The following is a 25427-nucleotide window of genomic DNA, read 5'->3' on the forward strand; positions in this document are numbered from 1 at the left end:
ACTCCTTATGAATGAAAAATGGTTTCAATGGCTTTGCTTGCGCATTGATTGTCATTTTGTGCACCGCCAGCACCTGCAACCCCAATCGCGCCGATCACTTGGTTCTCAAAACGAACAGGTACTCCGCCACCTAACAAAAGTAAATTTGCTACGGTAGTTAAATTTTTTGCATCGGGGTTTTGGTTACTGTTTTGGCTTAAAACTAAGGTCGATGTTTTGGTAGATAACGCGGTATAGGCTTTTTTCTCGGCAGCCATTAAGTTATGCGGGCCCACCAACTCATGCCGTTCGGCAGTTAATGGATTACCGCCGCGATCTACAACAACAACCGCAATATTTTGATTTAATTTTTTGCATGCCGCTTTAGCACTGTCAGCTAACAGATGGGCAGTTTTTAGATCTAACGAATAAACTTGATTCAAAGCAGGGGGCTGTGCAAAAGTACTATTACCGAATAGCACGGCTGTTAACATCAGCCAGTTCAATTTTTTCATAATGATCGCCTCTATGTCGCTTTGAAAATCTTAAACAAATTGCTTAATTTCAAGCATGACAATCACATTACAAAGTTGTCATCTTTCCAATGAGTCTCTACAAAATGCGTATCCTTATTATTGAAGACGAGATCAAGATCGCCACTTATTTGGTCAAAGGATTAAAAGAGTCTGGATATCAAGCGGAGTGTGTTCACTTAGGGCTGCAAGGTTTGGAAATGCTAAAGAGAGATCAATATGACTTGCTTATTCTTGATGTCATGCTGCCAGACATAGACGGCTGGAGCGTATTACAGGTCCTACGCCAGTTTTCAAAAATTCCGGTGATTTTTTTAACGGCAAAAGATCAGGTGATAGATAGAGTGAAAGGGTTAGAGTTGGGTGCAGATGATTACTTGGCTAAGCCTTTTTCCTATATTGAACTGTTGGCACGTATCAAAAGTCTGTTAAGACGACAGCAATATTTGCAAGAAAACGAGTTGTCTATTAGCGATTTAAAAATGGATTTGGTTGCTCATAAAGTATGGCGTAGTGGCAACTTAATTGAGCTGAGTAAGACCGAATTTAATTTGTTGCGTTACATGTTACTCAACAAAGAGCAAATTGTGACGCGCAGACAAATTGGCTCCGAAGTTTGGAACATTAACTTTGACACCGATACTAATTTTATTGACGTTGCAGTACGCCGTTTACGAAGCAAAATTGATGAGGGATATGAGTTAAAACTCATTCATACCATACGTGGCTTGGGCTATAAAATTTCGGTTAGCTTATGAACTTTAAATTTCTACGTTCTCTTGAAGTCCGTATTACATTACTGGTCACGCTTTGTTCTGCCTTAATTTTATGTTCAGTCGGCTTTATGACCTATTTGGGTATTAACCAGATTTTATTAAAGCAGCAAGATAAGGCTTTAGCAGACAGAATTAATCGTTTGGAAATTTTGCTGCAAGATAGCGAAAATGTAGAGCAAATCATTGCGCGGCCTAAGCTATATCAAAACATGCTTGGCAATCAAGACAACTTGTTTCTGCTCATCCATAAAGACAAAACTTTAATTAATATCAATCCGCTCCATATTCAGTTACCTCAGCTTGCAAAGCACGACAATCTTCAATTTCAAGATTTAGCCAATAATCCATATCCAACACGAATTGCATGGAAAACCATAAAGATTAATAACGAACCTTATCTGCTCATTGCAGGTAAACAGTGGTCGGAACGCATTAATATTCTTTTACCTTTTCAAGAAAGTCTCTTGATGTATGTGGTCGGGGGCGTGCTTGCAATCTTTGTGCTTTGTATTTTAGCGTGTCATTTTGGTTTACGGTCGCTACAACAGCTTCGCAAGCAAACTCATTCTATTAATGCAAATCAGCTACAGAACCGATTAAACCTCCCAAATTCACCTTTAGAAGTTGATCTGCTTTCCAAAGATATAAACCACATGCTTGAGCGTATTGAAAAGGGCTATACGCAGCTCAACCGTTTTTCTGAAGATATCGCACATGAGTTCCGCACACCTTTAAATAATCTGATTGGGCAAACCGAGATTGCTTTAACTGGCGAACGTTCGGTTGAACAATATGAAGATTTGCTAGTGTCCCATTTAGACGACTACCAGAGATTAAAACGCATGATTGATAGCATGCTTTTCTTGGCAAGAGCCGATCAGAAAATGGTTCTTGTAAACAAACAAGAAATAAACCTCAAAGATGTTATAGATGGGCTATGCCAGATTTTTGAATATCAAGCCGAGGAACAAGACTGTCATTTTAGTTTTAACTTAGAAGCTAAAACGTTATTTACAGATCCAGAGTTATTTCAAAGAGCCGTTTATAACCTTGTGTTAAATGCGTTGGTTCACGGTGGTAACAAGCGAACTATTTATATCGCAACTAAACATAAGATGATTGAGCATACGCAATGGGTCAGCCTAACTGTGGTAACGGGTGGGGGTTCAATTGCTGAGCATCAACTTGAGCATCTTTTTGAAAGATTCTACCAATGCCACTCAAGTCGAAGTGATCAGAATCAAACAGGTGGATTAGGCTTATCGATTGTTGCTTCAATTATGGATCTACATGATGGCCGCTATCGAGTTTATAACACAGTCGAGGGTGTGTGCTTTGAACTTGATTTTCCAGTTGCCGATGCTCTAAAGAAATACAATTAAATCCTTATTAATGTTGCTTAATTTTTAAAATTCACACTTTGTTCACAGCCCTCTGGCGTATGTTTAAACGTATGAAATAAACAGAAGAGGGCAATCATGAAATTATTATTTAAATCACTTGTCATCAGCAGTAGCCTTGCAGCGGTCAGTTTAATGCTTCCTTTGAGCACCTTTGCCGACACCAATACTAAACCTGTCGCTGTTGATTCTATCGATATTAATAAATACGCAGGTAAGTGGTATGAAATTGCGCATTTACCTATGTTTTTTCAGCGTAATTGTGTAGCCAATACAACTGCAAACTATTCTATTAACGCGGACAAAACTGTTGGTGTTCTAAATAGTTGTACGACTAAAAAAGGCGAAATGATCTCATCTGAAGGAGTTGCTTATCCACAAAATGAAGGCAACAGTAAATTGAAGGTGAGCTTTTTACCTTCTGGCCTTAGATGGATTCCTTTTACAAAAGGCGATTATTGGGTTTTAAGAGTTGACCCAAATTATCAGGTTGCTTTAGTGGGTGGCCCAAGCCATAAATATTTATGGATTCTTTCTCGTAGCCCTCAACTTGATGAGGCGACATATCAGTCTTATCTGCAAACCGCAAAAAGCTATGGCTACGACGTTTCTAAACTCGTTAAAACAATACAGTCTAAATAGTGAAATGCTGGTGCATAGATGCTTATATTTATCTCGTAACCGAGTGAACTTCACATAAAATTCATTGCGCATTTTCTAAATTAGAACCAAAAGAAATGCTTTAGATCAGGAAGAATCAATGTCTAAATTTTTTCTGCGCTGGATCGATAGCTGGTCAGATTCAGAAAATACGCAAGTGGGTGCTTCTAGCGAATATGTCATTGAAAAGAAAATTCAATGGTTAAGAATTATTCCTTTTATTTTACTGCATATCGCTTGTTTAGCTGCGTTTTGGGTGGGCGTATCTTGGTTCGCTGTGTTCTTCATGCTGGGGTTTTATTTTCTTCGCATGTTTGCAATTACTGCTTTTTTCCACCGCTATCTTTCGCATAAAACTTTTCAGACATCACGTCTTGTTCAATTCATTTTTGTACTGATCGGGACCATGAGTGCGCAGCGCGGACCTCTATGGTGGGCAGCCCATCACCGTTATCACCATCACTTTACCGACACCGATCAGGACCCGCATTCAGCGAAAGCAGGCTTTTGGTATTCGCATGTAGGCTGGTTTTTAAATGAGCAGAATTTTGCTACTCGAAAAAAAGTCATTAAAGACTGGTTGAAATATCCTGAGCTGATTTGGCTAGACCGATTTAGTTTGCCTATTGTGATTTTGACGGCCTTAGCAATTTATGGTTTAGGTTCATGGCTTGCACAACATTTTCCTGGGTTGGGCACTAATGGCTTACAGCTTTTGGTGTGGGGATTTGTGATTTCCACTGTTCTGTTAACGCATGCAACCTTGTGTATTAACTCGCTTGCTCATCGCTATGGCTCACGTGAGTTTAATACCCCAGATGATAGTCGTAATAACTTCCTACTTTCTTTAATTACCTTGGGTGAAGGATGGCACAACAACCATCACTTTTACGCTGGCAGTGTGCGTCAAGGTTTTTATTGGTGGCAGATTGATATCACCTTTTATGTACTCAAAATGATGTCTTTATTTGGTTTGGTGTGGGGGCTAAAGCCCGTACCAGACAAGGTTTATCAATATAAAAAGATTAAAGACTTATCGATAGAGAAAATTGAAAACGGTGAAGTGTTATGAAAATTGCCATTATTGGTTCGGGTATATCTGGACTTTACGCGGCTTGGAGATTGTCAGAACAACACGAGGTCACTGTGTATGAAAAAAATAACTATTTTGGCGGTCATACTGACACTCACGAGCTAGAGATAGAAGGCACTAAAGTCGCGGTAGATAGTGGTTTTATTGTATTTAATGACTATAACTATCCGTTATTTACCGACATGCTTAAAAAATTAGGCGTAGAAACTCAAAGCAGCGATATGAGTTTTTCTGTGAATAATCTGGTCAGTGGACTTCAATATAATCCTTCAAAAAAATGGTCGCTCTTTGCCCGTCCGCAGAACTTTTTAAACCGAAAATTTCTGCAAATGCTCTCAGATTTGCTGCGTTTTTATGATGACAATAAAGATATAGATGTGGCGGATATTGATCCTAATTTATCGATTGAAGACTATTTGGACCTTCACAAATATAGTCATGAGTTCCGTTATGAGCATCTTTATCCGATGTGCGGTGCCTTATGGTCGGCACCCGTTGAGCAGGTAGGCCAAATTCCATATCGATTTGTGGTTAGCTTTTTTCAGCATCACCGCATGTTGCAGTTAAAAGACCGCCCACAATGGCAAACAGTTAAACATGGTTCGACAAGCTATATTCAAGCTATTCAAAAAAATTGCTCATCCATTGAATGGAAATTTGCAGAAGTAAAAGCTGTGAGCCGTTCACCAGAAACAGTTTTGATCGAAACCGTTGAAGGGCAAGCGCAATATGACTGGGTGATTTTTGCGAGCCACGCTGACGATAGCCTAAGTTTAATTAAAGATGCATCGGAGCTTGAACAAGAAATATTAAGCCAATTTGGTTATCAAGATAATCGAATGGTCGTCCATCGCGATTTTTCAATTATGCCTAAAAGCCGTTTGCAGTGGGCAAGCTGGCATGTACATGTAACACCAACTTCTCAAATTCAAAACGATGAGTCCGACATACATTATGGTTTTACCTACTGGATGAATAATCTGCAGAATTTATCCTGCGCTACGCAAATTTTTTCTACTTTAAATCCGAACATGAAAATCAAAGCTGAAGACATTTTGGTTGAGCGTAAATATCGTCATCCCGTATTTGATGCAAAAGCGATTCAAGCTCAATCTCGTTGGCACGAAATTAATGGGCAAAATCGGACTTCATTTTGTGGAGCATATTGGGGCTGGGGCTTTCATGAAGACGGCGCCCGCAGTGCAGCACGTGTTGTTGAGCAACTCTTAGTGTTATAAGAATAAATAAGGAGCTTTCAAATGTTGTTAAATAAACTTGCTATCGCTCCTGCGTTTATTCGTCATCGGCGTTATAGCCCTAAACTGCATGAGTTTAGATCGACCTTAAATTATTTATGGTTCGATCCAGATCAATTAGTTGATATCACAAAAGATTGTTCACTGTGGTCGACCGATCACTGGAATCTATTAAAACTATCTAAAAATGATTTTTTAAATATATATCGCGGTTCTATAAGGGACAGGGTAGAAAAAGCGATACTACAAAATAATAATTTACACCTTCGGCCAGACTGGCAAATCCGAGTGTTGGCTTTGCCTCGCTGTTTAGGTTTTATGTTTAACTCGGTCGTATTTTATTTTGTTTTAAGTAAAACCGGAAAACCCTTATTTATTATTAGTGAAATCACCAATACCCCGTGGAATGAACGCAAAGTCTATACACACGATTGTAGAAAACAACAAGGTCAGGTGGGTGATTATCAGAGTTTCGATTTTAATTTTGAAAAATCATTTCATGTTTCGCCGTTCATGCCTATGCAGTTGACTTACCGTTGGCGATTTAGTTTTTCAGATCAGCAAAATATCATTCACATGCAGCTCTTTGAAGAGCAAAATCAAGTCTTTGATGCCACTATGCGCTTTGAACTTATACCCATCACATTTCCTTCACAACAATATCGATATGCTCTTAATAACAGCTTGGCGCCTTTTAAAATGCTGTTTTCAATATATTTAGAGGCATTTAAGTTGTGGCGAAAAAAAATTCCATTTTATCGTCATCCTAAAAAGATCAAGGTAGATAAGACATGATAAAAACATTTCTTTATGGTGAAGATGACTCACTACCGTTATTGCTCAAGAGTCTTCTCAAACTACGTCATGGACAGATCACTTTTCAGGGCGCGTGGAATGGGACGGTCGGTGAAGTTTCAGACTTACATGCTGTGATTGAAGTTCACAATCCTTTATTAATGGATCTTATTTTAAAAAATGGTGTTTTGGGAGCAGCAGAAGGCTACATTCGTGGTGACTGGAGCAGCGAGCACCTTGTCGAGTTGATTCAGATCTTGGCACGTAACCGAGCTGTATTGGACCAAATCAACCAGAATGTTATTGCTCAAGCGAGCCAGTTTTTTCTTAAAGCTTGGTATCAAAATCGAAAGAATTCTATAAGTGGTAGCCGTAAAAATATTGCCGAGCACTACGACTTAAGCAACGACTTTTTTAAATTATTTTTAGATCCGTCTTTAATGTATTCGAGCGCAGTTTTTGAAAATGAAAGCATGACCCTCGAAGAAGCATCTGATTTAAAAAAAGAGATCATTTGTAAAAAGTTAGATTTAAAACCGCTAGATCATTTGGTTGAAATTGGAAGTGGGTGGGGTGGTTTTGCCATTTATGCAGCTCAACATTATGGCTGTAGAGTAACCACCATTACCATTTCACAAGCTCAATATGATGAAGCCGTTACTCGTGTAAATGAAGCTGGCTTGGCACATCGAATTGATGTGCAACTTAAAGACTACCGTTTGCTCGAAGGTAAGTTCGATAAGCTGGTTTCAATTGAAATGGTTGAGGCGGTTGGTGCGCAATATTTATCGACATACTTTGATCAATGTAAAGCACTATTAAAACCGAAAGGGTTGGCATTTATTCAAGCTATTACCATTGAAGATTTCCGATATAAAAAAGCATTAAATACAGTTGATTATATTAAGCGCTATATTTTCCCGGGTAGCTTCATTCCTAGCATAAGTGTATTAACTCAAACTGCTTCTGAAAGTGGTTTAAGGTTAAAACATTTAAATGATATTGGTTTAAGTTATGCACAAACACTTCATCACTGGCGAGCGCGTTTTTTAGCAGCGCGGGAACAAGTATTGGCTCTAGGTTTCGATGAAAACTTTATTCGCATGTGGGATTTCTATTTATGTTATTGCGAAGGTGGTTTTAAAGAAGGCGTGATAAGCAATGTTCACTTGTTGTTTGAAAGTACCAGTTACTAGCTCAAACAGCTCAAGTAAGGAGACTGCTCATGTTTTGGAATTTACTGATTCTAGATTTAATGATCATGTTGGTGAGCTGGCTACTTGCCACTCTAAATGGCCGAGCTGGAATAGTAGATGCTGCATGGAGTTTCTGTCTGGCAGTAAACATTATTGTGTCTTCTTTACTCATTTCAGTTGCCCCAGTTGAAGTGCGTCTTTTTATCGGTATTTTTAGCGGCTTATGGTTTTTAAGATTATTTTGGCACCTGTTAAGACGTTATCAATCTGAACAAAAAGAAGATGGACGTTACGCGAGCATGCGTAAAGCGATGGGTAAGTTTCAGCATATTGGCTTTTTATTATTTTTTATCTTTCAAACACTTTTAGTGCTTTTGTTCTTTTTGCCGATGTGGATGCTCCTCAATGTAGAGACAACTGAATGGAGTAGTGGATATAAAGTCGCTTTAGTAATTGCTGCTGTTATCATGGCAATTGCTTTCATTGGAGAGCAGCTCGCTGATCAGCAGTTATACCGATTTAAATTAAATCCAGATCATCATGGCAAAACGATGGATCAGGGTTTATGGCGTTATTCACGTCACCCCAATTATTTTTTTGAATGGTTACACTGGTTTGTCTATCCAATTATTGGTTTAGCGGCAGGCCAATATGTATTGTGGATTTATCCGTTACTGATGTGGCTATTTTTATATTACGTCACGGGTATTCCATTTAGTGAAAAACAAGCAATTAAAAGTCGCGGTCAAAATTATCTTGATTATCAACAAAAAACATCAATGTTTATTCCGCGAAAACCCAAAAAATAGGTGCGCATATGGATTTTATTGTTCATCAGTCTTTGAAAATTGTTGAAAGTGGTGTGATTCCAGATCATGCAATTCGAGCTGCAATTCGTGCTTTAAGTAAAAAGCGCTTAATCCAAGAAGGCCGTTATGACCCTGAACAAGGGGCGCAGCGCTACATGGATGTGCTTAATATGCTGAAGAAGAGCGAAATCGCGGTTGAAACGGATAAGGCAAACGAGCAGCACTATGAATTGCCGACCGAGTTTTTTCAGGCGGTGCTTGGAAAAAGACTTAAATATAGTGCGTGCTATTTCCCGACTAAAACCACAACTTTAGATGAGGCAGAAGAGTTAGCTCTTCAGCTTTATTGTGAAAGAGCACAACTTAAAAACGGTCAACACATTTTAGAGTTAGGCTGTGGATGGGGCTCTTTAACTTTGTGGATGGCAGAAAACTATCCACACTCACAGATTACGGCTGTTTCAAATTCTACAACGCAGAAAAAGCATATTCTTCGGCAAGCAGAGTTGAGAGGTTTAACCAATGTTGAAGTGCTTACCTGTGATGTGAATGTACTTGAATTAGACCAAGACAAGTTTGATCGTGTTGTATCGGTCGAAATGTTTGAACACGTACGTAATTACCAACGTCTTTTTGAAAAAATTCAGGGCTGGTTAAAAGCAGACGGCTTACTTTGGTGTCATATTTTTTGCCATCGCTTTTTACATTATCCTTTTGAAGTGAAATCAGATTATGATTGGATGTCCAAGTATTTCTTTACTGGCGGTTTAATGCCTTCGACTTCGACTTTTTTGCATTTCCAAGAGCATTTAGAGTTGGCTCAACAGTGGCAGTGGTCCGGTGAGCACTATATGAGAACGGCAAATGCTTGGCTTGATAACATGGATAACCAAGAAGTCGAACTGAAGCCACTGTTTAAAAAAATCTATGGAAAAGATGCCAATATTTGGTGGCAACGCTGGCGTATTTTCTTTATGGCTTGTGCTGAGTTATTTGGTTTTGAGCAAGGTCAAGAATGGGTCATTGGTCACTTTTTATTTAAAAAGCGATCATAGTAATTTCTATAGCCTATCCCGGCGATAAAGATATGATAAAAACTCGACATGATGGTAAAGCGAGTCATCCATTAGCCCAAATGTTCAATCGATATTACTGGTTGCAGATTGGTCTGATTGCATTATCGATCGTGGTCGGGTTGGCTTGTAGTGCTTGGGTGATTAAGGGCTCTTTACTTAAAACCGCTTTAGAACAGGAAATGGAGCATTACTGGTTACGCATAGAACGTAATCCAAATGCTGATTTACCAGATACTAAAAATTTATATGGATATCGGTGGAATACACAGGTCGCGCCTCAACCTTTTCGGGGAATGCATTTAGAAAGTGGCGTGCACCGAGTATTCGTTGATGGTAAAGAAAGAATGACGGTCTATGGTGAGCGTAATGGTCAGCACGTTCTGTTGGTATTTGGCGAAAGCAATGTTAATAAGCTGATCTGGTTATTTGGCCTTGCTCCACTGATGTTCAGCTTATCTGTTTTATATAGCTTTTTGTGGTGGTCAAATCGAAGAGCAAGACGCTATTTTTCCCCGATTACGCGCTTAGCGAATGCTTTAGAAAATATTGATTGGGCACATCAAGATACTCAGGCATCTCCTTTTAGAGATATTAATACTAATGGCAATATGGAAGCCGAATATCTCAAACAAGCTTTAGAAAAATATCATCAGGTTTTAAGTGATTTTATTCGACGCGAAAGAGAATTTACTGGAGATGTGAGTCATGAGTTACGCACTCCACTCACCATCTTGAAAGGTAATGTGCAACTGTGTCAGGCGAAATATGGAGACGATAAATCCCTAGTCCGTCTTCACAATACAATTGAAGATATGCAGCTGCTCGTTGATACCTTACTTGCGATTGCACGTAATACGGTACAGAGCTTGCCATCTGAGAAAAATTTATTATCCAAAACAGTAAAGGATTTAGTTGAAAGTTTAGAAGCGGTGAGTGCAGGTAAAGGAATACATATTAGTATTCATCCAGACTCAGCTGAACAGCCACGCTGGTTATATCCTTCTATGACTCAAATGGTTTTAGGTAATATTTTACGTAATGCGCTTAATTATTCTCAAGGTTCACAAATCGACATCATTCAACAAAAAAACAGCCTGATTATTGCAGATAATGGAATTGGAATTTCTTTACCTAACGATGTAAAGGTGCAAGAGCTCAGCGACACACAACTTTCCTTAAAGGCTAAAGGTCATGGCATTGGTTTGCAATTGGTACAAAAGCTTTGCAAGCAATTAGGATGGCGAGTGGAGCTGTTTGATCGGCAGTACTATTTAACCACTCATCCTGAACTCGATTTGGAGCCAACCACAGGCTTAATTGTTGTGGTGTATTTAAGTTAAGTCGCGGAATCTTCCAAAGCAATTTTTAAACCGACACCTGCCACTGTATGTAATAGTTTAGGATCAAAAGGTTTATCAACCATTTTTCTTAGGTTATAGATGTGACTGCGCAACGCATCGCTTTCAGGTTCTTCGTCACCCCATAATTCCATCATCAGTTCTTGCTTAGTCACTACTTTTGGAGACTGGCGCATCAAAATTTTTAATAGTTTAAATTGAATAGGGGGTAACTCGATATTATTTCCGGCACGAACCACGGTTTGAGTTGCGCTATCAAGAATTAAGTCGTGAATTTGAATTTTATGGTGAGTAACTTCGCCAGCTGCTCTTTTGATTAATGCACGAATCCGCATTACTAGTTCATTAAAATCAAAAGGTTTTACCAAATAATCATCTGTGCCAGCAGTAAAACCTTTAAGTTTGTCATCTAAAGTATCTCTTGCTGTGAGCATAAGAACGGGAATATCAACGCCTTGTTCGGTACGTAGCCAGTTGCATAGGTCATAACCCGAGCCATCGGGCAAATTTATATCGAGCAACAAAAGATGATAATGCTGAGATTTGAGAAAAGTCCGTGCAGCATCTAAATTACGTGCATGATCGACGACATAACCATGCACTTCAAGAAATTCGCAGACCGTTGCTGCGAGTTCAAAATGGTCCTCAACCATGAGGATAAAGTGATTACCCATGAGATTTTATTAAGCCATTAATTTAATAATTGTTGTTTTAATTTAGCATTAAACGGTTCGTTACCAAACCAGATTTTAAAATATTGATTTGCATTCGGATTGTTTAAAGAGCCGAGTAGCTTCTGGTTTAATTTTAATTCTAGTTTTTGATTTTCATGTTGATAGTAGAGACTATAGAGATCTCCACTCTTAATTGGCCTATATAGTTCATTAATATGATTAAGCGGGGATTTCGTATCAAAGCCGCTAACATTTTTCTTCAAAAAGTGGGTGGCTGCGCGTTTAAATGCCCACTCGGGAATATCGCGGTTATAGCTAAAGTCCATTTTGATGCTTTGGCTTTGCCAATTTTTTTGGCAATCTTCAGCAAAGTAACTGACATTTCCCACTTTTTTACTTGTAACCATTAAAGGTGCTGAACTGCATTTTTTCAATTCAGCCGCATTGGCTTGAGATACGATTAAGATTCCTAGAAATATCAAGATTCGACTTTTTTGAATGGCAATATCCATTTATATACTCCTCCAAATATGGGTAAAGAACGGTAGAGGCCATTTGCCGGATCCCAATAATCTTGCTGGAAAATAATTTTTTGTTGGTCATTAATCTTAATTTGACTAATTCCATAAGAAGCCATCGTTTTTGAGCGACCTAACATTTTAAAGTCATAGGTCATGTACCAATGAATGTAGGCTGTATCTTGGTGATGAGTTGCACTAATGAGTTTTACAGTGACATTACTCACTCGGGCATTCATGCCTTCAAAATGCTTAATCAGATCTTTCTTTTGAGAGAACTGCGAGAGTGTATCGTTGATATAGAGCTGATCAGCGTAAAGATTGCTAGCATTATTTACAAAAGAAGGAGTACCGAGCGTATTAAATGCAGCGACAAAACGATTGCCGACATCTAGCGCCTGTTGATCATCTAATTCTATACCAGTAATTTTTTGTTCAGCTTTGCCATAGTCACCTGAGTAACTAGGCACACTTTTACACGCCGTTAAACCTACCAAAGTAACCAACCCTAGGGCTGTAGTTATAATTTTCATGTCGATATCCAAGCCAACTTTATAAGATCAAATTAAAGAGTTGGTCGTGAATTTTGCGTGAATTCTTATGTTTTAGAGTTTGGGATTTATGGGGGAGTTTTCTGTTTTGGGAAGTTCATAAATAAGGTCTATTGAACTTAGAAATTTCTTGGGACTCCACAGCGTTTAAGATTAATAAATAAGATAAGCAAGAAAAAATTTTAGAAAGCAATTTTATTCTAGCTGTGCTTTACCCATAAGAGATATAGATAAGTTTTGCATAAATAGAAGGGTTCAATAATGAAAACAATCGGCTTATTAGGCGGAATGAGTTGGGAATCTACAGCGCTTTATTATCAACAAATCAATAAAATGGTTCATCGTAAATTAGGAAAATTGCACTCTGCTAAGGTCATTATTAATAGTGTCGATTTTGAGGAAATAGCAGCCTTGCAAGCGAAGGGTTTATGGCAAGAGGCTGGCGCATATTTAGCTGAGCAAGCACAAAATTTAGAAAAAGCAGGAGCAGATTGTATTTTGGTGTGCACTAACACCATGCATAAAGTTGCTGCACAGATTGAAGATTCAATTACCGTTCCTTTCTTACACATCGCTGACGCAACGGCAAAAGAAATTTTGAGTCAAAACATTGGTAAAGTTGCACTGTTAGGGACAGCTTTTACAATGGAGCAAGATTTTTATAAAGCTCGATTGCAGGATTATGGAATTGATGTGATTATTCCAAATGAAGAAGATCGAAAGACAGTCCATCGCATTATTTATGAAGAACTTTGTTTAGGTGTGATTAACCCCGATTCTCAGCAAAAGTACATTGCTATTGTAGAGAGGTTTATTGCTGAAGGAGCTCAAGGAATTATCTTAGGTTGTACTGAAATTTGTATGTTAATTGGTGAGCTTAAATTCTCGGTTCCTTTATTTGATACGACTGCCATTCATGCAAAAGAGGCGGTAAGTTTTGCTTTAACTTAAGAAGATAAATTAGAAACAATAAATTGTTAGGAATTAATTTTAAAGATGGAGGATAAATTTTGAAATTTAGATCAAAAATTGATTGGTGGCTTTTATTAATATTTGTTGTGATCACTGCCAATATCGTTATGAAAATTTATGAAGCAAATTATCATTATTCTTTAGCTTCAAATTTTCCGCACTTTATCATTTATAGTTTAGTCATTCTGGTTATTTGGCTTCCCATCTTTAATACCTATTATCTAGTAGAAAACAACACTTTAACTATTAGGAGTTTAGTGTTTCGATGGAAAATTAATATTGATGATATTACTCGCATAGAACCTACTCATAATCCACTTTCCTCTCCAGCATTATCGCTAGATCGGCTTAAAATTTATTATATGAAAGATGGCAGAGTGGCTACAGTAATGATCTCGCCAAAAGATAAAGAGGGTTTCTTAAATATGCTACGCAATAATCCTAACGCTAAGTATTAATGTGTCGTTGATAAATAGAGTCTTTTAAATATCTAGAAAACACTAGTTATGTATTAAAATTTTGAAAATATAGACGGTAATCCTTAGTTTTGTTAAATAAATAAACTATAAGTCTCTCTTCTAAAGCATTAATCTGTGCTTATTGCGAAAAAATAAGAAATGGAGATAAAAGATGCTTACACGTTTTTTAATGCCAATTTTAGGCACTACAGTTGTAGTTCTTGTTGCAGGATGTGCTTCATCCTCTCAATATCCAATTACTGATAGTTATGGGCCAGACCCAAAACTTCCTGAACCTAAATCAAGCCTATTACCAACTGTTAATATAGCTCCAGCAGAAGGCTGGCCGAGTGGGGTAATGCCAAAACCAGCAGAAGGTTTAAAGGTCAAAGCATTTGCCAAAGGACTTGAGCACCCGCGTTGGCTTTATGTGTTACCAAATGGCGATGTATTGGTTGCTGAAACAGATGCTCCGCCTAAACCGGAAGACAGCAAAGGCATTAAAGGTAAAATCATGACCTTTGTAATGAGACGGGCAGGGTCGTCTCATCCGAGTGCCAACCGTATTACTTTACTTCGTGACATCAATGGAGATGGCGTCGCTGATAAGAAAATGGTATTTCTTCAAAACTTAAATTCCCCGTTTGGTATGGCACTGGTCGATAATAACCTATATATCGCCAATACGGATGCACTGGTGCGTTTTCCTTATCAAGAAGGAGAAACTCAAATTACAGCCAGTGGAACCAAAGTATTGGACTTACCGGGTGGTCCTTTAAATCACCATTGGACCAAAAATGTGATTGCTAACCCAGCTGGAACCAAGCTGTACATTACCGTTGGTTCTAACAGTAACGTTGCTGAAAATGGTTTAGATCAAGAAAAAGGTCGAGCACAAATTACAGAGTTTGACATCGCAAGTGGTCAGTCACGCCCATTTGCAACCGGCCTACGTAATCCAAATGGTATGGCTTGGCAGCCTCAAAGTGGAAAACTTTGGACGGTGGTTAATGAGCGCGATGAAATCGGGAGTGACCTAGTACCCGATTATATGACCTCAGTTCAAGACGGTGCTTTTTATGGCTGGCCTTATAGCTACTATGGTCAACATGTAGATGTGCGAGTAAAACCGCAAAATCCTGAAATGGTTGCTCGTGCAATTAAACCCGACTATGCGCTAGGTAACCATACGGCTTCTTTAGGCCTTGCATTTTATGCAGCCGAACTCATGCCACAATTTAGAGGAGGGGCATTGATCGGTCAGCATGGTTCTTGGAACCGTAAACCTCACAGTGGTTATAAAGTCATTTTTGTACCATTTAGAAGTGGCCAACCCTCAGGTCCACCGCAAGATATTTTGACTGGATTCCTCAGTGATAAAGGTAAAGCGTATGGACGCCCTGTAGGTGTAGCAATTGATTTCTCAGGTGCCGTGTTAGTTGCAGATGATGTGGGCAATACGATTTGGCGTATTTCGCCAGTTGCTGAAACAACATATGAGACTCCATATAAAAAATAAATGGTCTGAATCTCATTTTAAGACTTCATTATTTTTATCTTATTTCAACAGTATGAGATAAATAAATATTTTAAAATAACTAACTAATTTGCCTAAATTGTGGTGAATTAGTTAGTTTTCTTTATCTATCTATTTTTAGTCTGAGTTAAATCTGGTTCTTTTTACAATTTATTATTAAATTTTGATAGCATTCGCGTTATACACAATAAGAACTGTATATGAATTATGACCGATCAATTAAGAGCAAAATTTGAGAATTTAGAACTGAACGCAGGTTTAGGAAAAATTAGCGCCTTTATTTCAATGTCACTCAGCTTACTTTGCTTATTTGGTGCATTATGTTTTTTATTTCCCAGTGTATTAACCACCCCAGAACTCCGTCCTATTTACGCAAAACACTATAATCTTTTTTATTATGGCCTCATCACAGGCATTATTGTTAGTGCAGGTTTTGGAGCGTTTAGTGCCATTATCCGTCAAAACCGATATGGATTTTACGGGCTATGTTTTTCACTTGTAGCAGCAGTTTTGGGCTGTGGTGTAATTGAAGCACCCGTTTTGCCAAGTGTACCGTTTTATGCAGGTATCGATTATTTTGTACTAACTTTATTTATTTTAGCGTTCATTTTTATTCCTCTTGAAGGTTTTTTTGCTAAAAATCCTGAACAAAAAATATTAAGGGTAGGATGGGTGACCGATATGAAATATTTCATGGTCAGCCATATTGGGATTCAATTATTCAGCTTTTTAACGGTTATGCCAATTCAATATTGGATTACACACCTGCCTGACAACCCAATTGTACCTTATGTACAAGCTCAGCCGATTTGGCTGCAATTTATCGAATTGCTCATCGTGGTTGATTTTACGGTATATTGGTTACATCGTGCCATGCATGAGGTTAATTTCTTATGGCGCTTTCACGCGATTCATCATTCGACTGAATATATGGATTGGTTAGCATCTTCTCGTTTGCATGTCATTGAAGTGCTCATGACTCGTTTTATTGCGACTTTACCGATTTTCCTGTTAGGTTTTCATACTTCAGCTGTTTTTGCTTATTTAATCTTTATTTCATTTCACGCTATTTTTATTCATTCCAATGTGCGTTTTCGTTTTCCATATTTGCGCTGGATTATCGCTACACCAGAATTCCACCATTGGCATCACTCTTCAGAAAAACCTGCCATTGATAAAAATTACGCTGCTTTTATCCCTCTATATGATGTCATCTTCAAAAGTGTATATATGCCAAATCATTTGGCAAGCGTGTATGGCACGGTAGGTTATAAAATTCCAAATAGTTTTATAAAACAATTTACATGGCCATTTAAAAAGTATGTAAAGCGGTTTTTAAAACCTTGGCGTGACCAATGAAATAAAAAATAGCCTCAATAGAGGCTATTTTTTATAGGCTTATTTACTTTTAAAGTTTTTAAAAATCAGAAGAAGGGCAACAAGCGATAGTAAGATAATAAAACAAATATAACTATTTGCTGTATGCATGAGTCCAACTTTTCCAACAAAATAGCCAGCTAAAATTGCAGGAATACTAAATGCCAAGTAACTTTCAACAAAAAATGCAGCCATAAGACCTGCACGTTCTTCTGGTAAAGCTAGAGGCATTACTGTGCGGATTGCGCCCATAAAAGCTGTACCAAAACCAACTCCGGTAATAATAGAACCGAGAAATAAAACTACTGCACTTGTAAGATTAATTGCTAAAAATAAAACAGTTGAACCAATAGCAATTGAAAGAGTACCTGTTAATAAAATACGGTAATTTGTCGACTTCCTAAGCGTTAATATACCGGCTGCACCTGAGAGTGCTAGCGCCATGAAGGTGATTCCGTTTAACCACGCTGAAGATGTCTCGAAAATTTTTGCCAGTAAAGAGGGCATAAGTGATAAGAAGAAACCACTGACCATCCAAAGAGCAATATTAATCGGACTAATACTCAATAAAGCGCTTTTTGTTTGTGGCGGAATAGCCATATTGGGTTTTAAAGAGGCAAGTGCACCCGATCTTTTCTGGGCTGTCTCTGGAGTAAAAAAACTTAAAATGAGTTCACAAATAAGAAGAAGACACAAGAATTCAAAAACAAGCTGTAATGGTTGGGCAGAGAATTGCAAAATAGAACAAGTTAGAAATATACCAACAGCCATGCCGACCATTGGTGCGATACTATTAATAAGCGAACCCTGAAGCTTACTAAAATCTAAAATTGCTGCGCCTATAGCCGAGACAGCAAGCCCAGTTGCAATTCCTTGTAAGCCCCGTGCAATAAATAACATCGAAACATCTGAAGCAAATAAGAAAAAGCTCATCGAAATAATTTGCAGAAAAATGGCTGCAATAATGACAGGACGGCGTCCAATATAGTCAGACAAAGAACCAATAATCAGTAATGAACCCAGCAGAGTAAAAGCATAAGTTGCAAAAATTAAAGTCAAAGTGACAGGTGTAAATTGCCAAAGCTGTTGGTATAGACGATAAAGTGGAGTCGGTGCACTAGACGCCGCCATAAAAGTCATGAGCGTGACTGTATTAAGTGTCAATGCACTTGCACTATCTAACTGAAAAACCGATCCAGACCGTTTTGAACTTGAATTGTTCATATAAGATGAATAACATAAAAGCGAATATTTAGCTTTTATACATTATTTTTACACTAAAGCAAATCCTTAGCTTTAGTGTATTTTGTATATAAATATAAATATTTATAAATTTTTTGATTCCTTTTACAGAGTTTATAAATGGCAAAAGTTGTTACTGGCTTACGTCCTGGCGGTCGTAGTGAAAGAATTCAAACTGCGGTGCATCAAGCGGTAAAAGAGCTTCAAAAAACCTTAGAGCAGACCCAAATTACCATACCTATGATCGCTCATGAGGCAGGGGTAACACCTTCGACAATTTACCGCCGTTGGGGCGATATTAATCAGCTATTTTCAGATGTAGCCCTAAATGAACTTAAACCTGATATGGAACCAAAAGATTTAGGTTCATTTCAGCTAGATATCACTGCATGGATTGAACAATATTTTGAGGAGTATTCTTCTGAAGTTGGTCAAACATTATTGCGTGATGTGCTATATACAGCCGACTCTTCAAATGCAAGAAAATGTGAAACCTTAATTATTCAACAACTTGATATTATTCAAGCCAGAGCTAAATCGCGTAATGAACTCACTATAAATAATGAAGAAATTATCGAAGCTGTTATTGCTCCTATGCTATTTCGCATTTTATTTACTGAACGTACCTTAAGCTTAGATTACGTCCACATTTTATTGGAACGGTTATTTAACGCTCCCTAATTTGAATTAATTTATTAAAGCCTCTTAGTGGGATTTTTTTAACAAGAACGAGACACTTTATCTTGTTAAAAAATTATATATCAATTTTTCTTATTATTTTTAAACTAAATTTTCATAATTTATAATTTACATGTTTTTTATAAAATCATTTATTTAATAAATGTTGTGCTGGTATAAAACAATTAAACTTCTACAGCCATTTTTGTGCATGTTTTTACTTAAAATATTAAGATTAAATAATGCTTTATATCGAATTTTGGTTGTTTTTTTATTTTTTAAAACTAGAAAATTAAAATGATTTTATATAATTTATTGCATGATTATTGAATTTGACATTTTTTAAATTTATAACACAGGCCGTTTTTTATTCTTTACAATGGCTTTTCCTTGATAAAGCAGCTTGTGGTGCACGCTTTATATTTTATTTTTTTATCCCCATCGAAAAGGTATTTAGATAATGGATTTCAATACCCTTGACCAAGAAACGGTACAGAAAAAACAGAAGTTTCACCAAATTTTGTATGTACAGGTCATCTTTGCAATTATTTTGGGCATTTTAATTGGTCATTTTTACCCAGAACTTGGCGAAAGTTTAAAACCGCTTGGTGATGCATTCATCAAGATCGTTAAAATGATTATTGCTCCCGTCATCTTTTTAACCGTTGTTACAGGCATTGCCAGTATGACAAACATGAGCCGAGTTGGTCGTGTAACTGGTAAAGCGATGCTTTATTTCCTTACCTTCTCAAGCTTGGCGCTTGTGGTTGGTATGATTGTGGCAAATATTATCCAACCAGGTAAAGGTCTTAATATTGACCCTGCTACCTTAGTCAACGACAAAGTAAATACTTACGTTGAAAAGGCGCATGCAACAAATATTACTGACTTCTTCATGAATATTATCCCGCAAACTCTAGTTAGCCCTCTGGCAGGTGGCGAGATTTTGCAGGTTCTATTTGTGGCAGTATTATTTGGTATTTCTTTGGCTGCATTGGGTGACCGTGCACGTCCAATTACCGACTTCTTAAATAACTTAACAGCGCCTGTTTTCTACCTTGTTGGTATGTTAATGAAGCTTGCTCCAATCGGTGCTTTTGGTGCAATGGCTTTTACCATCGGTGCGTATGGAATCGAATCAATTGGTAATTTATTACTATTAATTATGACGTTCTATATTACAGCGGTATTGTTTGTCATAGTGATTTTAGGAGCCGTAGCCCGTTACAATGGCTTCTCAATTATTCATTTAATCCGTTATATCAAAGATGAACTTTGGCTGGTTTTAGGAACAAGTTCTTCTGAAGCAGCTTTACCATCTTTAATGGATAAAATGCAAAAAGCAGGTTGTGAAAAATCGGTAGTCGGTTTGGTGATTCCAACAGGGTATTCATTTAACCTTGATGGTACAAATATCTATATGACTATGGCTGCTCTGTTTATTGCCCAAGCGTGTAACGTAGACTTATCCATTAGTGAACAAATTGCCTTGCTTCTTGTGGCAATGGTAAGTTCTAAAGGTGCAGCAGGGGTGACTGGTGCAGGCTTTATTACTCTGGCTGCAACTCTATCGGTTGTACCGGCGGTTCCTGTAGCAGGTATGGCTTTAATTCTTGGTATTGACCGTTTTATGTCGGAGTGCCGTGCATTAACAAATTTAGTTGGTAATGCTTGCGCAACAATTGTTGTAGCACGATGGGATAAAGCTTTAGATAAAGATCTCTTAGACAAAGCTTTAAAGAACCCTAAAGCACAATAATCTTATAAAAAAATCTGTAGCAGAGGGCAATTTGGGAGAGTAGCCCCGCTACAGATTTTTTGTTTAATATCTAACAATATATTTTAATTAAACCATTCTAAAGTTCTGCAATATTACTTATCTTTCAAAAAGACAATACTGTAATTAAAATCGAGTCGTAAAAAATTATGCTTTTAAGTGATCCTCAAACTCTTCACCTAATTGCATCGCTAATGAATTACCTGCTAAATCACAGGTCACTAAACCATATTCTTTTTTAAAACTAAAAGTAAAACCTTTTCCATCAGCAAGATTTTTAACTGAATACCCTAACTTTTCTAACCAAATACGAAACGCAATCAAATTTTTAGCTTTAACAACCTTTTTCACGTGAGAACTCCTTCTATCCGTGGCATTACATCTTATTTATTAATAGGGTTTTAATTAGATTTTTTAAAGGGGGAAAACTTTGTTTTATTTTGCAACTTGTAAAAAAAGTAAGATAGAGAAAGAACAGTTTTCATTTTTATAAAAATATGGAGGTGTTATGTAACTAAAAAATAAAAACTTTTTATTTAATTGGTTGTTTGTTGATGTGTTTTTAAAAAAAATAAATTCGAGAGAATTTTTAAAAAGATGAATAAATATGAAGATAGTAAATGTAAAAAATAATTACGATCAACGTGCGCTATGCAAAAAGATACAGTTCATAAAATGAAACTGTATCTCTTAAAAGGAGAAGCTTTAACTTTAAAAATTATCTTTAAGTGCACGTAAATGAGCAAAGTCTTCAGCACTTTCTGCACGAAGAAAAGGATTGGTTTCTAATTCGAGTTCAATCGTACTCGGAAGGGTGATTGATCCTTTCTTGCGTAATTCACGGACTTCTTCAGCTCGTTCAGATAAGGCATGGTTATGCGGTTCTATCGTTAAAGCAAATTCGGCATTTGAAAGCGTGTATTCATGCGTACAATAAACTTTGGTTTGAGTTGGTAGGGCTGCTAGACGGCTCAGTGAGTGATACATTTGTTCAGCCGTACCTTCAAATAATCGACCACATCCCATTGCGAACAACGTGTCGCCGCAGAATACAGCATCTAATTCCTCAATAAAATACACAATGTGTCCTAAGGTGTGACCTGGAGTCGCGATAATTTCTACTTTTAAATCATTAAATTTTAGATGGTCGTCATGTTGTAAGGGATGAGTAATTCCCGGAATCTTTGTAAGCTCATCACGTGGACCATAGACAGTAATATTCTGAGCTGTTGTCAGATCTGCTACACCACCGATATGGTCTTTATGCCAATGAGTGAGCCAGATTTGTTTTAAAGTGAGTTGATGATTTTGACAAAATTGAGTCACAAGATCAGCTTCTGTTGGATCAACTGCAACAGCCTCTTGGGTTTCAGTATCTTCTAAAATCCAGATATAGTTTTGGAGGGCATTCTGTACATCAATAAAATGAATTCTATAACGCATTGTTTTATCCTAAAACCAAATCCAAAGAGTAAATAATCACTGTTTTTGATAATAACAGAAAATGGTATTAAGCCACTCACTCAACCTTTTAACGAAAATGACTTATATAAAACAAAAAAGCCCCCATTTAGGGAGCTCTTTATATGAATAATTTAACGGATCGTAGAGAGCCAGTTACCTAGCGTCTGTACAATCTGTACTAAGAGCAATAGAACAATTACTGTTAAAATTACAACGCTTGTATCAAAACGTTGATAACCATAAGAGATTGCTAAGTCACCAATACCACCTGCGCCAACAGCACCAGCCATTGCTGTTGCACCAATCAAACTGATTGTCGCTGTTGTGAGGTTTAAAATGAGTGAACTGCGTGCTTCTGGCAAAATAAAGCGATAAATAATTTGCCAAGGTGTAGCACCCATCGCCTGAGCAGATTCAATAATTCCTTCATTTACTTCGAGTAGGGAAGTTTCAATCAGACGTCCCATATATGGACCAACGTAAATTGTTAAAGGAACAATCGCTGCCCATGTACCAATTGAAGTACCTACCAACAACTTGGTAAGAGGAATCACTGCAATAAGTAAAATAATAAATGGGAGAGAGCGTAACGCATTTACAATTGGGTTGAGTAAATGATAGACAAATCTATTCGGCAAAATACCTTCTGGGCGAGTTACAAGCAGGATAACCCCTTGAATGAAACCCCAAATACCACCAAATAACAGCGCAAAAAACACCATGTGAAATGTTTCTTGTAGAGCTGTTACAAACTGGTCAATTGAAAGAGAACTGTGCCAGAAAGGTTGAGTAAGTTCAGTTAACCACTGTACGATTAAGTCTCTCATACTTGATCTCCTGATTGAACTACACTCACTTCATTTTTTTCTAAAAACTCGATTGCCTGCTTAATCAACTGAGGCTCACCTAGAAGCTGTACAAACATTTGACCAATGACAGTACCGTTAATTTCAGTCATGTTGGCGAATAAGATATTTAAACTAATATCAAATTGTTTAATTAGTGACTGAATCACAGGTTCCTGAGCAGAACGGCCCAAAAACTGTAAACAGTAGATGCTATGGTGATGCTGATTTTCGAGTTGATTTAAAATATTCACAGGCAACTGTTGATGTAAAACAGTTTGTATAAAGTTTTTAGTCGTCGGATGTTGGGGATTACTAAATATATCAATCGTTGAACCTTGTTCAATGACTTTTCCAGCTTCCATCACAGCTACATGATCACAAACAGTTTCAATGACATCCATTTCATGGGTCACCATAACGATTGTGATTTTTTGCTCTTGATTGATTTTCTTAAGTAACTCTAAAACAGACTTGGTTGTTTGCGGGTCTAGGGCAGAGGTTGCTTCATCACACAAAAGAATTTTTGGATGATTTGCCAAAGCACGAGCAATACCAACACGTTGCTTTTGGCCGCCAGAAAGTTCATCAGGATAAGCATCTTTTTTATGCCTAAGATCAATGAACTCCAATAACTCATTTAAGCGCTTTTCACGTTCTGCCTTATTGTAATTCAGCAGACGCATTGGCATTTCGATATTTTCAGCAACCGTCTTGGTTTGTAGCAAATTGAAGTGCTGAAAAATCATACCAATATTTGCACGTTCCTGACGTAATGAACGCGCATCCAAAGCAGTGAAGTCCTTTTGATTAATGATAACCTGACCTTCATTTGGTCGTTCAAGTAAGTTAATCAGGCGGATTAAAGTACTTTTACCTGCACCACTATAGCCAATAATACCAAAAATACTCCCTTCAGGAATTTCCAAATTAATTTGGTCCAGAGCTCGTATGGTTTGGCCTTTAAGCTGATAGTGCTTTGAAATGTTTTTAAATTGAATCATGTCGTCAAAAACTATGCTGAAAAGAAAAAACAGGCAAAGAGTTTTTGCCTGTTTCGCGTTGCAGCTATTATATTACTATTTAGCTTCTGAGAGATAGCTGATTGGTTTGTCTACGTCAACTTTTGTTCCATCAAAGTGTTCTTCAATATATTTTTTAACAGCTGCAGTGTGGTAAAGCTTACCAACTTTTTGCAAGACAGGATCATTTTTACGTGATTCAGCAGTTGCTAGAACGTTGACACTAAGTTTTGTGATTTGATCAATAGGTTCAAAGAACAAAGAATCTTTGAGTACGTTTAAACCTCCCTCGAGTGCTAAGGTATTATTTAATACAACTGCATCAAATTCATTTTTAAGACGTAATACAGTTTCCATTTTGATTGGTTTGATGTTGATCTTTTTAGGATTTTCGATAACATCAATTGGACTGCCCTGAATAGGATTAAAGTCAGCTTTAAGCTTGATTAAGCCAGCAGTTTGTAACAAGAGTAGCGCACGAGATTCGCTGGCAGCATCATCTGGGATTGCAATAATTGCACCTTCAGGAAGCTCTTCAATTTTTTTGTATTTACTAGAATAGATCCCCATTGGCTCAATATAAGTGGTAGAAACCGCTGCAATCTTATCCGGGTTTGAATTATTATATGCAGTAAGATAAGAATAAGCTTGGAATGCGTTCAAATCTACTTCTTTATTTGCAATTGCTGTATTCATTGAAACGGAGTCTGAGAAGTTTTTTACTTCTAACTTCAGTCCAGCAGCTTGGGTTTCAGGTAAAGATGCGATATAACGCCAAATGTCAGCATCCGAACCTGTAGAGGCAATTACTACCTTTTGTACTTTGGTACTATCATTGTTTTGTTCGGCTTGTTGAGCATTTTCTTGTTTGCTACATGCTGTCAATAATACTACTGACATGCTTAAAAAAAGGCTGATCAGCTTTTTCATTTAAAAAAGTCCTGATTAAGATATAGAACAATAACGATTGATCTATATCAATATGAAAAGAGAGGAGTTGGAATTACAACTAGTCTAAACTCTGTGATCTTTTTCTGGGGTTCCATAATTTGCTTGCATATTTAGGCTATAACAGAGGGTAATTGTTTAATAAACAAAAACTGTTTCCCCAAACAGTTCATCCCCAACAGTAGCCAAACGAGCATTCATAAATTTAGAATATTAAAAAACTCTCTACAGGCATAATTTGTAGAGCAAGTCTTTATGGAAATTATTAAAACAGCAGTGTCTGATGACAGTTACAACTATGTACTAATGATAGCAATAAAAATGTAGTTGATATAGAGGGCTTTTTTCTATTTGTTGATATCTTAATAAATCTTATAAAAAATTTATATTATTTTCTTATGCTGGGGGTACAAAATAAAAAAAGCTTCCTAAG

General features: G+C 37.3%; 26 protein-coding genes. 16 read left to right on the forward strand and 10 right to left on the reverse strand.

The features are described 5' to 3' along the window. Nucleotides 1-5: 5 nt before the first annotated feature. Nucleotides 6-473 (reverse strand): GlcG/HbpS family heme-binding protein, encoded by a 468-nt coding sequence (locus tag MKX14_RS02090; protein ID WP_240282006.1) that lies wholly within the window; start codon nucleotides 471-473, stop codon nucleotides 6-8. Between the two features lie 125 nt (nucleotides 474-598). On the opposite strand from MKX14_RS02090, the gene irlR reads away from it, so the two are divergent. The 10 genes from irlR (at nucleotide 599) to colS (ending at nucleotide 10913) form a co-directional block, all read left to right on the forward strand. Next, nucleotides 599-1270, forward strand: a complete 672-nt coding sequence (irlR, locus tag MKX14_RS02095) for a heavy metal response regulator transcription factor (RefSeq protein WP_240281628.1) — start codon at nucleotides 599-601, stop codon at nucleotides 1268-1270. After that, a complete protein-coding gene (czcS, locus tag MKX14_RS02100; RefSeq protein WP_240281629.1) occupies nucleotides 1267-2670 on the forward strand; it encodes a heavy metal sensor histidine kinase in 1404 nt (467 codons plus the stop codon). The genes irlR and czcS overlap by 4 nt, the downstream gene beginning before the upstream one ends. Before the next feature lie 96 nt (nucleotides 2671-2766). After that, a complete protein-coding gene (locus tag MKX14_RS02105; RefSeq protein WP_240281630.1) occupies nucleotides 2767-3330 on the forward strand; it encodes a lipocalin family protein in 564 nt (187 codons plus the stop codon). A 118-nt stretch (nucleotides 3331-3448) separates the two neighbouring features. Then, nucleotides 3449-4420 (forward strand): acyl-CoA desaturase, encoded by a 972-nt coding sequence (gene desC, locus MKX14_RS02110; protein WP_240281631.1) that lies wholly within the window; start codon nucleotides 3449-3451, stop codon nucleotides 4418-4420. Further along, on the forward strand, nucleotides 4417-5679 hold the full coding sequence (locus MKX14_RS02115) for an NAD(P)/FAD-dependent oxidoreductase (protein WP_240281632.1): 1263 nt from the start codon (nucleotides 4417-4419) through the stop codon (nucleotides 5677-5679). Before desC ends, MKX14_RS02115 begins: the two co-directional genes overlap by 4 nt. Before the next feature lie 21 nt (nucleotides 5680-5700). Beyond that, nucleotides 5701-6492 (forward strand): DUF1365 domain-containing protein, encoded by a 792-nt coding sequence (locus MKX14_RS02120; RefSeq protein ID WP_240281633.1) that lies wholly within the window; start codon nucleotides 5701-5703, stop codon nucleotides 6490-6492. Further along, nucleotides 6489-7688 (forward strand): SAM-dependent methyltransferase, encoded by a 1200-nt coding sequence (locus tag MKX14_RS02125; protein ID WP_017480813.1) that lies wholly within the window; start codon nucleotides 6489-6491, stop codon nucleotides 7686-7688. The genes MKX14_RS02120 and MKX14_RS02125 overlap by 4 nt, the downstream gene beginning before the upstream one ends. 29 nt (nucleotides 7689-7717) lie before the next feature. Beyond that, on the forward strand, nucleotides 7718-8497 hold the full coding sequence (locus tag MKX14_RS02130) for a DUF1295 domain-containing protein (protein WP_240281634.1): 780 nt from the start codon (nucleotides 7718-7720) through the stop codon (nucleotides 8495-8497). An 8-nt stretch (nucleotides 8498-8505) separates the two neighbouring features. After that, the gene (locus MKX14_RS02135; RefSeq protein ID WP_240281635.1) at nucleotides 8506-9552 is read left to right on the forward strand and encodes an SAM-dependent methyltransferase; all 1047 of its coding nucleotides are present in this window, start codon (nucleotides 8506-8508) and stop codon (nucleotides 9550-9552) included. A 32-nt stretch (nucleotides 9553-9584) separates the two neighbouring features. Further along, the gene (gene colS / locus MKX14_RS02140; RefSeq protein WP_240281636.1) at nucleotides 9585-10913 is read left to right on the forward strand and encodes a sensor histidine kinase; all 1329 of its coding nucleotides are present in this window, start codon (nucleotides 9585-9587) and stop codon (nucleotides 10911-10913) included. Here colS and cusR read toward each other — a convergent pair. The 3 genes from cusR to MKX14_RS02155 are packed head-to-tail and all read right to left on the reverse strand — an operon-like array spanning nucleotide 10910 to nucleotide 12656. Then, the gene (gene cusR / locus MKX14_RS02145; protein ID WP_000526530.1) at nucleotides 10910-11605 is read right to left on the reverse strand and encodes a response regulator transcription factor; all 696 of its coding nucleotides are present in this window, start codon (nucleotides 11603-11605) and stop codon (nucleotides 10910-10912) included. The genes colS and cusR overlap by 4 nt on opposite strands. A gap of 17 nt (nucleotides 11606-11622) precedes the next feature. Continuing rightward, a complete protein-coding gene (locus MKX14_RS02150) occupies nucleotides 11623-12117 on the reverse strand; it encodes a chalcone isomerase family protein (RefSeq protein WP_240281637.1) in 495 nt (164 codons plus the stop codon). Beyond that, nucleotides 12084-12656 (reverse strand): nuclear transport factor 2 family protein, encoded by a 573-nt coding sequence (locus tag MKX14_RS02155; RefSeq protein WP_240281638.1) that lies wholly within the window; start codon nucleotides 12654-12656, stop codon nucleotides 12084-12086. The genes MKX14_RS02150 and MKX14_RS02155 overlap by 34 nt, the downstream gene beginning before the upstream one ends. Before the next feature lie 279 nt (nucleotides 12657-12935). Here MKX14_RS02155 and racD point away from each other — a divergent pair, with 279 nt between their 5' ends. The 4 genes from racD to MKX14_RS02175 all read left to right on the forward strand — a co-directional run bounded on the left by racD (nucleotide 12936) and on the right by MKX14_RS02175 (nucleotide 17000). Beyond that, nucleotides 12936-13625, forward strand: a complete 690-nt coding sequence (gene racD, locus MKX14_RS02160; RefSeq protein WP_240281639.1) for an aspartate/glutamate racemase family protein — start codon at nucleotides 12936-12938, stop codon at nucleotides 13623-13625. 59 nt (nucleotides 13626-13684) lie between these two features. Further along, entirely contained in the window at nucleotides 13685-14104 is a 420-nt protein-coding gene (locus tag MKX14_RS02165) for a PH domain-containing protein (RefSeq protein WP_240281640.1), read from the forward strand. 172 nt (nucleotides 14105-14276) lie between these two features. Beyond that, nucleotides 14277-15623 carry a PQQ-dependent sugar dehydrogenase gene (locus tag MKX14_RS02170; RefSeq protein ID WP_240281641.1) on the forward strand — a complete coding sequence of 449 codons (1347 nt, stop codon included), beginning with the start codon at nucleotides 14277-14279 and terminating at the stop codon, nucleotides 15621-15623. 225 nt (nucleotides 15624-15848) lie between these two features. Continuing rightward, the gene (locus MKX14_RS02175) at nucleotides 15849-17000 is read left to right on the forward strand and encodes a sterol desaturase family protein (protein WP_240281642.1); all 1152 of its coding nucleotides are present in this window, start codon (nucleotides 15849-15851) and stop codon (nucleotides 16998-17000) included. A 39-nt stretch (nucleotides 17001-17039) separates the two neighbouring features. Here MKX14_RS02175 and MKX14_RS02180 read toward each other — a convergent pair whose 3' ends face one another. Continuing rightward, the gene (locus MKX14_RS02180; protein ID WP_240281643.1) at nucleotides 17040-18242 is read right to left on the reverse strand and encodes an MFS transporter; all 1203 of its coding nucleotides are present in this window, start codon (nucleotides 18240-18242) and stop codon (nucleotides 17040-17042) included. Nucleotides 18243-18380: 138 nt separating this feature from the next. Here MKX14_RS02180 and MKX14_RS02185 point away from each other — a divergent pair, with 138 nt between their 5' ends. Together MKX14_RS02185 and MKX14_RS02190 are read left to right on the forward strand one after the other, a co-directional pair. Next, a complete protein-coding gene (locus MKX14_RS02185; RefSeq protein WP_133480774.1) occupies nucleotides 18381-18941 on the forward strand; it encodes a TetR/AcrR family transcriptional regulator in 561 nt (186 codons plus the stop codon). 457 nt (nucleotides 18942-19398) lie between these two features. Next, nucleotides 19399-20697, forward strand: a complete 1299-nt coding sequence (locus tag MKX14_RS02190; RefSeq protein ID WP_046811946.1) for a dicarboxylate/amino acid:cation symporter — start codon at nucleotides 19399-19401, stop codon at nucleotides 20695-20697. Between the two features lie 165 nt (nucleotides 20698-20862). Here the strand turns inward: MKX14_RS02190 and MKX14_RS02195 are convergent, their stop codons facing one another. The 5 genes from MKX14_RS02195 to MKX14_RS02215 form a co-directional block, all read right to left on the reverse strand. Continuing rightward, complete coding sequence (locus MKX14_RS02195) at nucleotides 20863-21066, reverse strand: hypothetical protein (RefSeq protein ID WP_002119766.1); 204 nt, start codon at nucleotides 21064-21066, stop codon at nucleotides 20863-20865. A gap of 360 nt (nucleotides 21067-21426) precedes the next feature. Beyond that, nucleotides 21427-22158 carry a hydroxyacylglutathione hydrolase gene (gene gloB / locus MKX14_RS02200; RefSeq protein WP_240281644.1) on the reverse strand — a complete coding sequence of 244 codons (732 nt, stop codon included), beginning with the start codon at nucleotides 22156-22158 and terminating at the stop codon, nucleotides 21427-21429. Between the two features lie 152 nt (nucleotides 22159-22310). Further along, entirely contained in the window at nucleotides 22311-23006 is a 696-nt protein-coding gene (metN, locus tag MKX14_RS02205; protein ID WP_046811948.1) for a methionine ABC transporter permease, read from the reverse strand. Further along, nucleotides 23003-24028 (reverse strand): methionine ABC transporter ATP-binding protein, encoded by a 1026-nt coding sequence (locus tag MKX14_RS02210; RefSeq protein ID WP_240281645.1) that lies wholly within the window; start codon nucleotides 24026-24028, stop codon nucleotides 23003-23005. Before MKX14_RS02210 ends, metN begins: the two co-directional genes overlap by 4 nt. A gap of 75 nt (nucleotides 24029-24103) precedes the next feature. Next, nucleotides 24104-24976: a MetQ/NlpA family ABC transporter substrate-binding protein gene (locus MKX14_RS02215; protein WP_046811949.1), complete on the reverse strand. Its 873-nt coding sequence runs from the start codon at nucleotides 24974-24976 to the stop codon at nucleotides 24104-24106. Between the last annotated feature and the right edge of the window lie 451 nt (nucleotides 24977-25427).

The sequence above is a fragment of the Acinetobacter pittii genome, assembly GCF_022449185.1.
Lineage (GTDB): Bacteria > Pseudomonadota > Gammaproteobacteria > Pseudomonadales > Moraxellaceae > Acinetobacter > Acinetobacter pittii_I.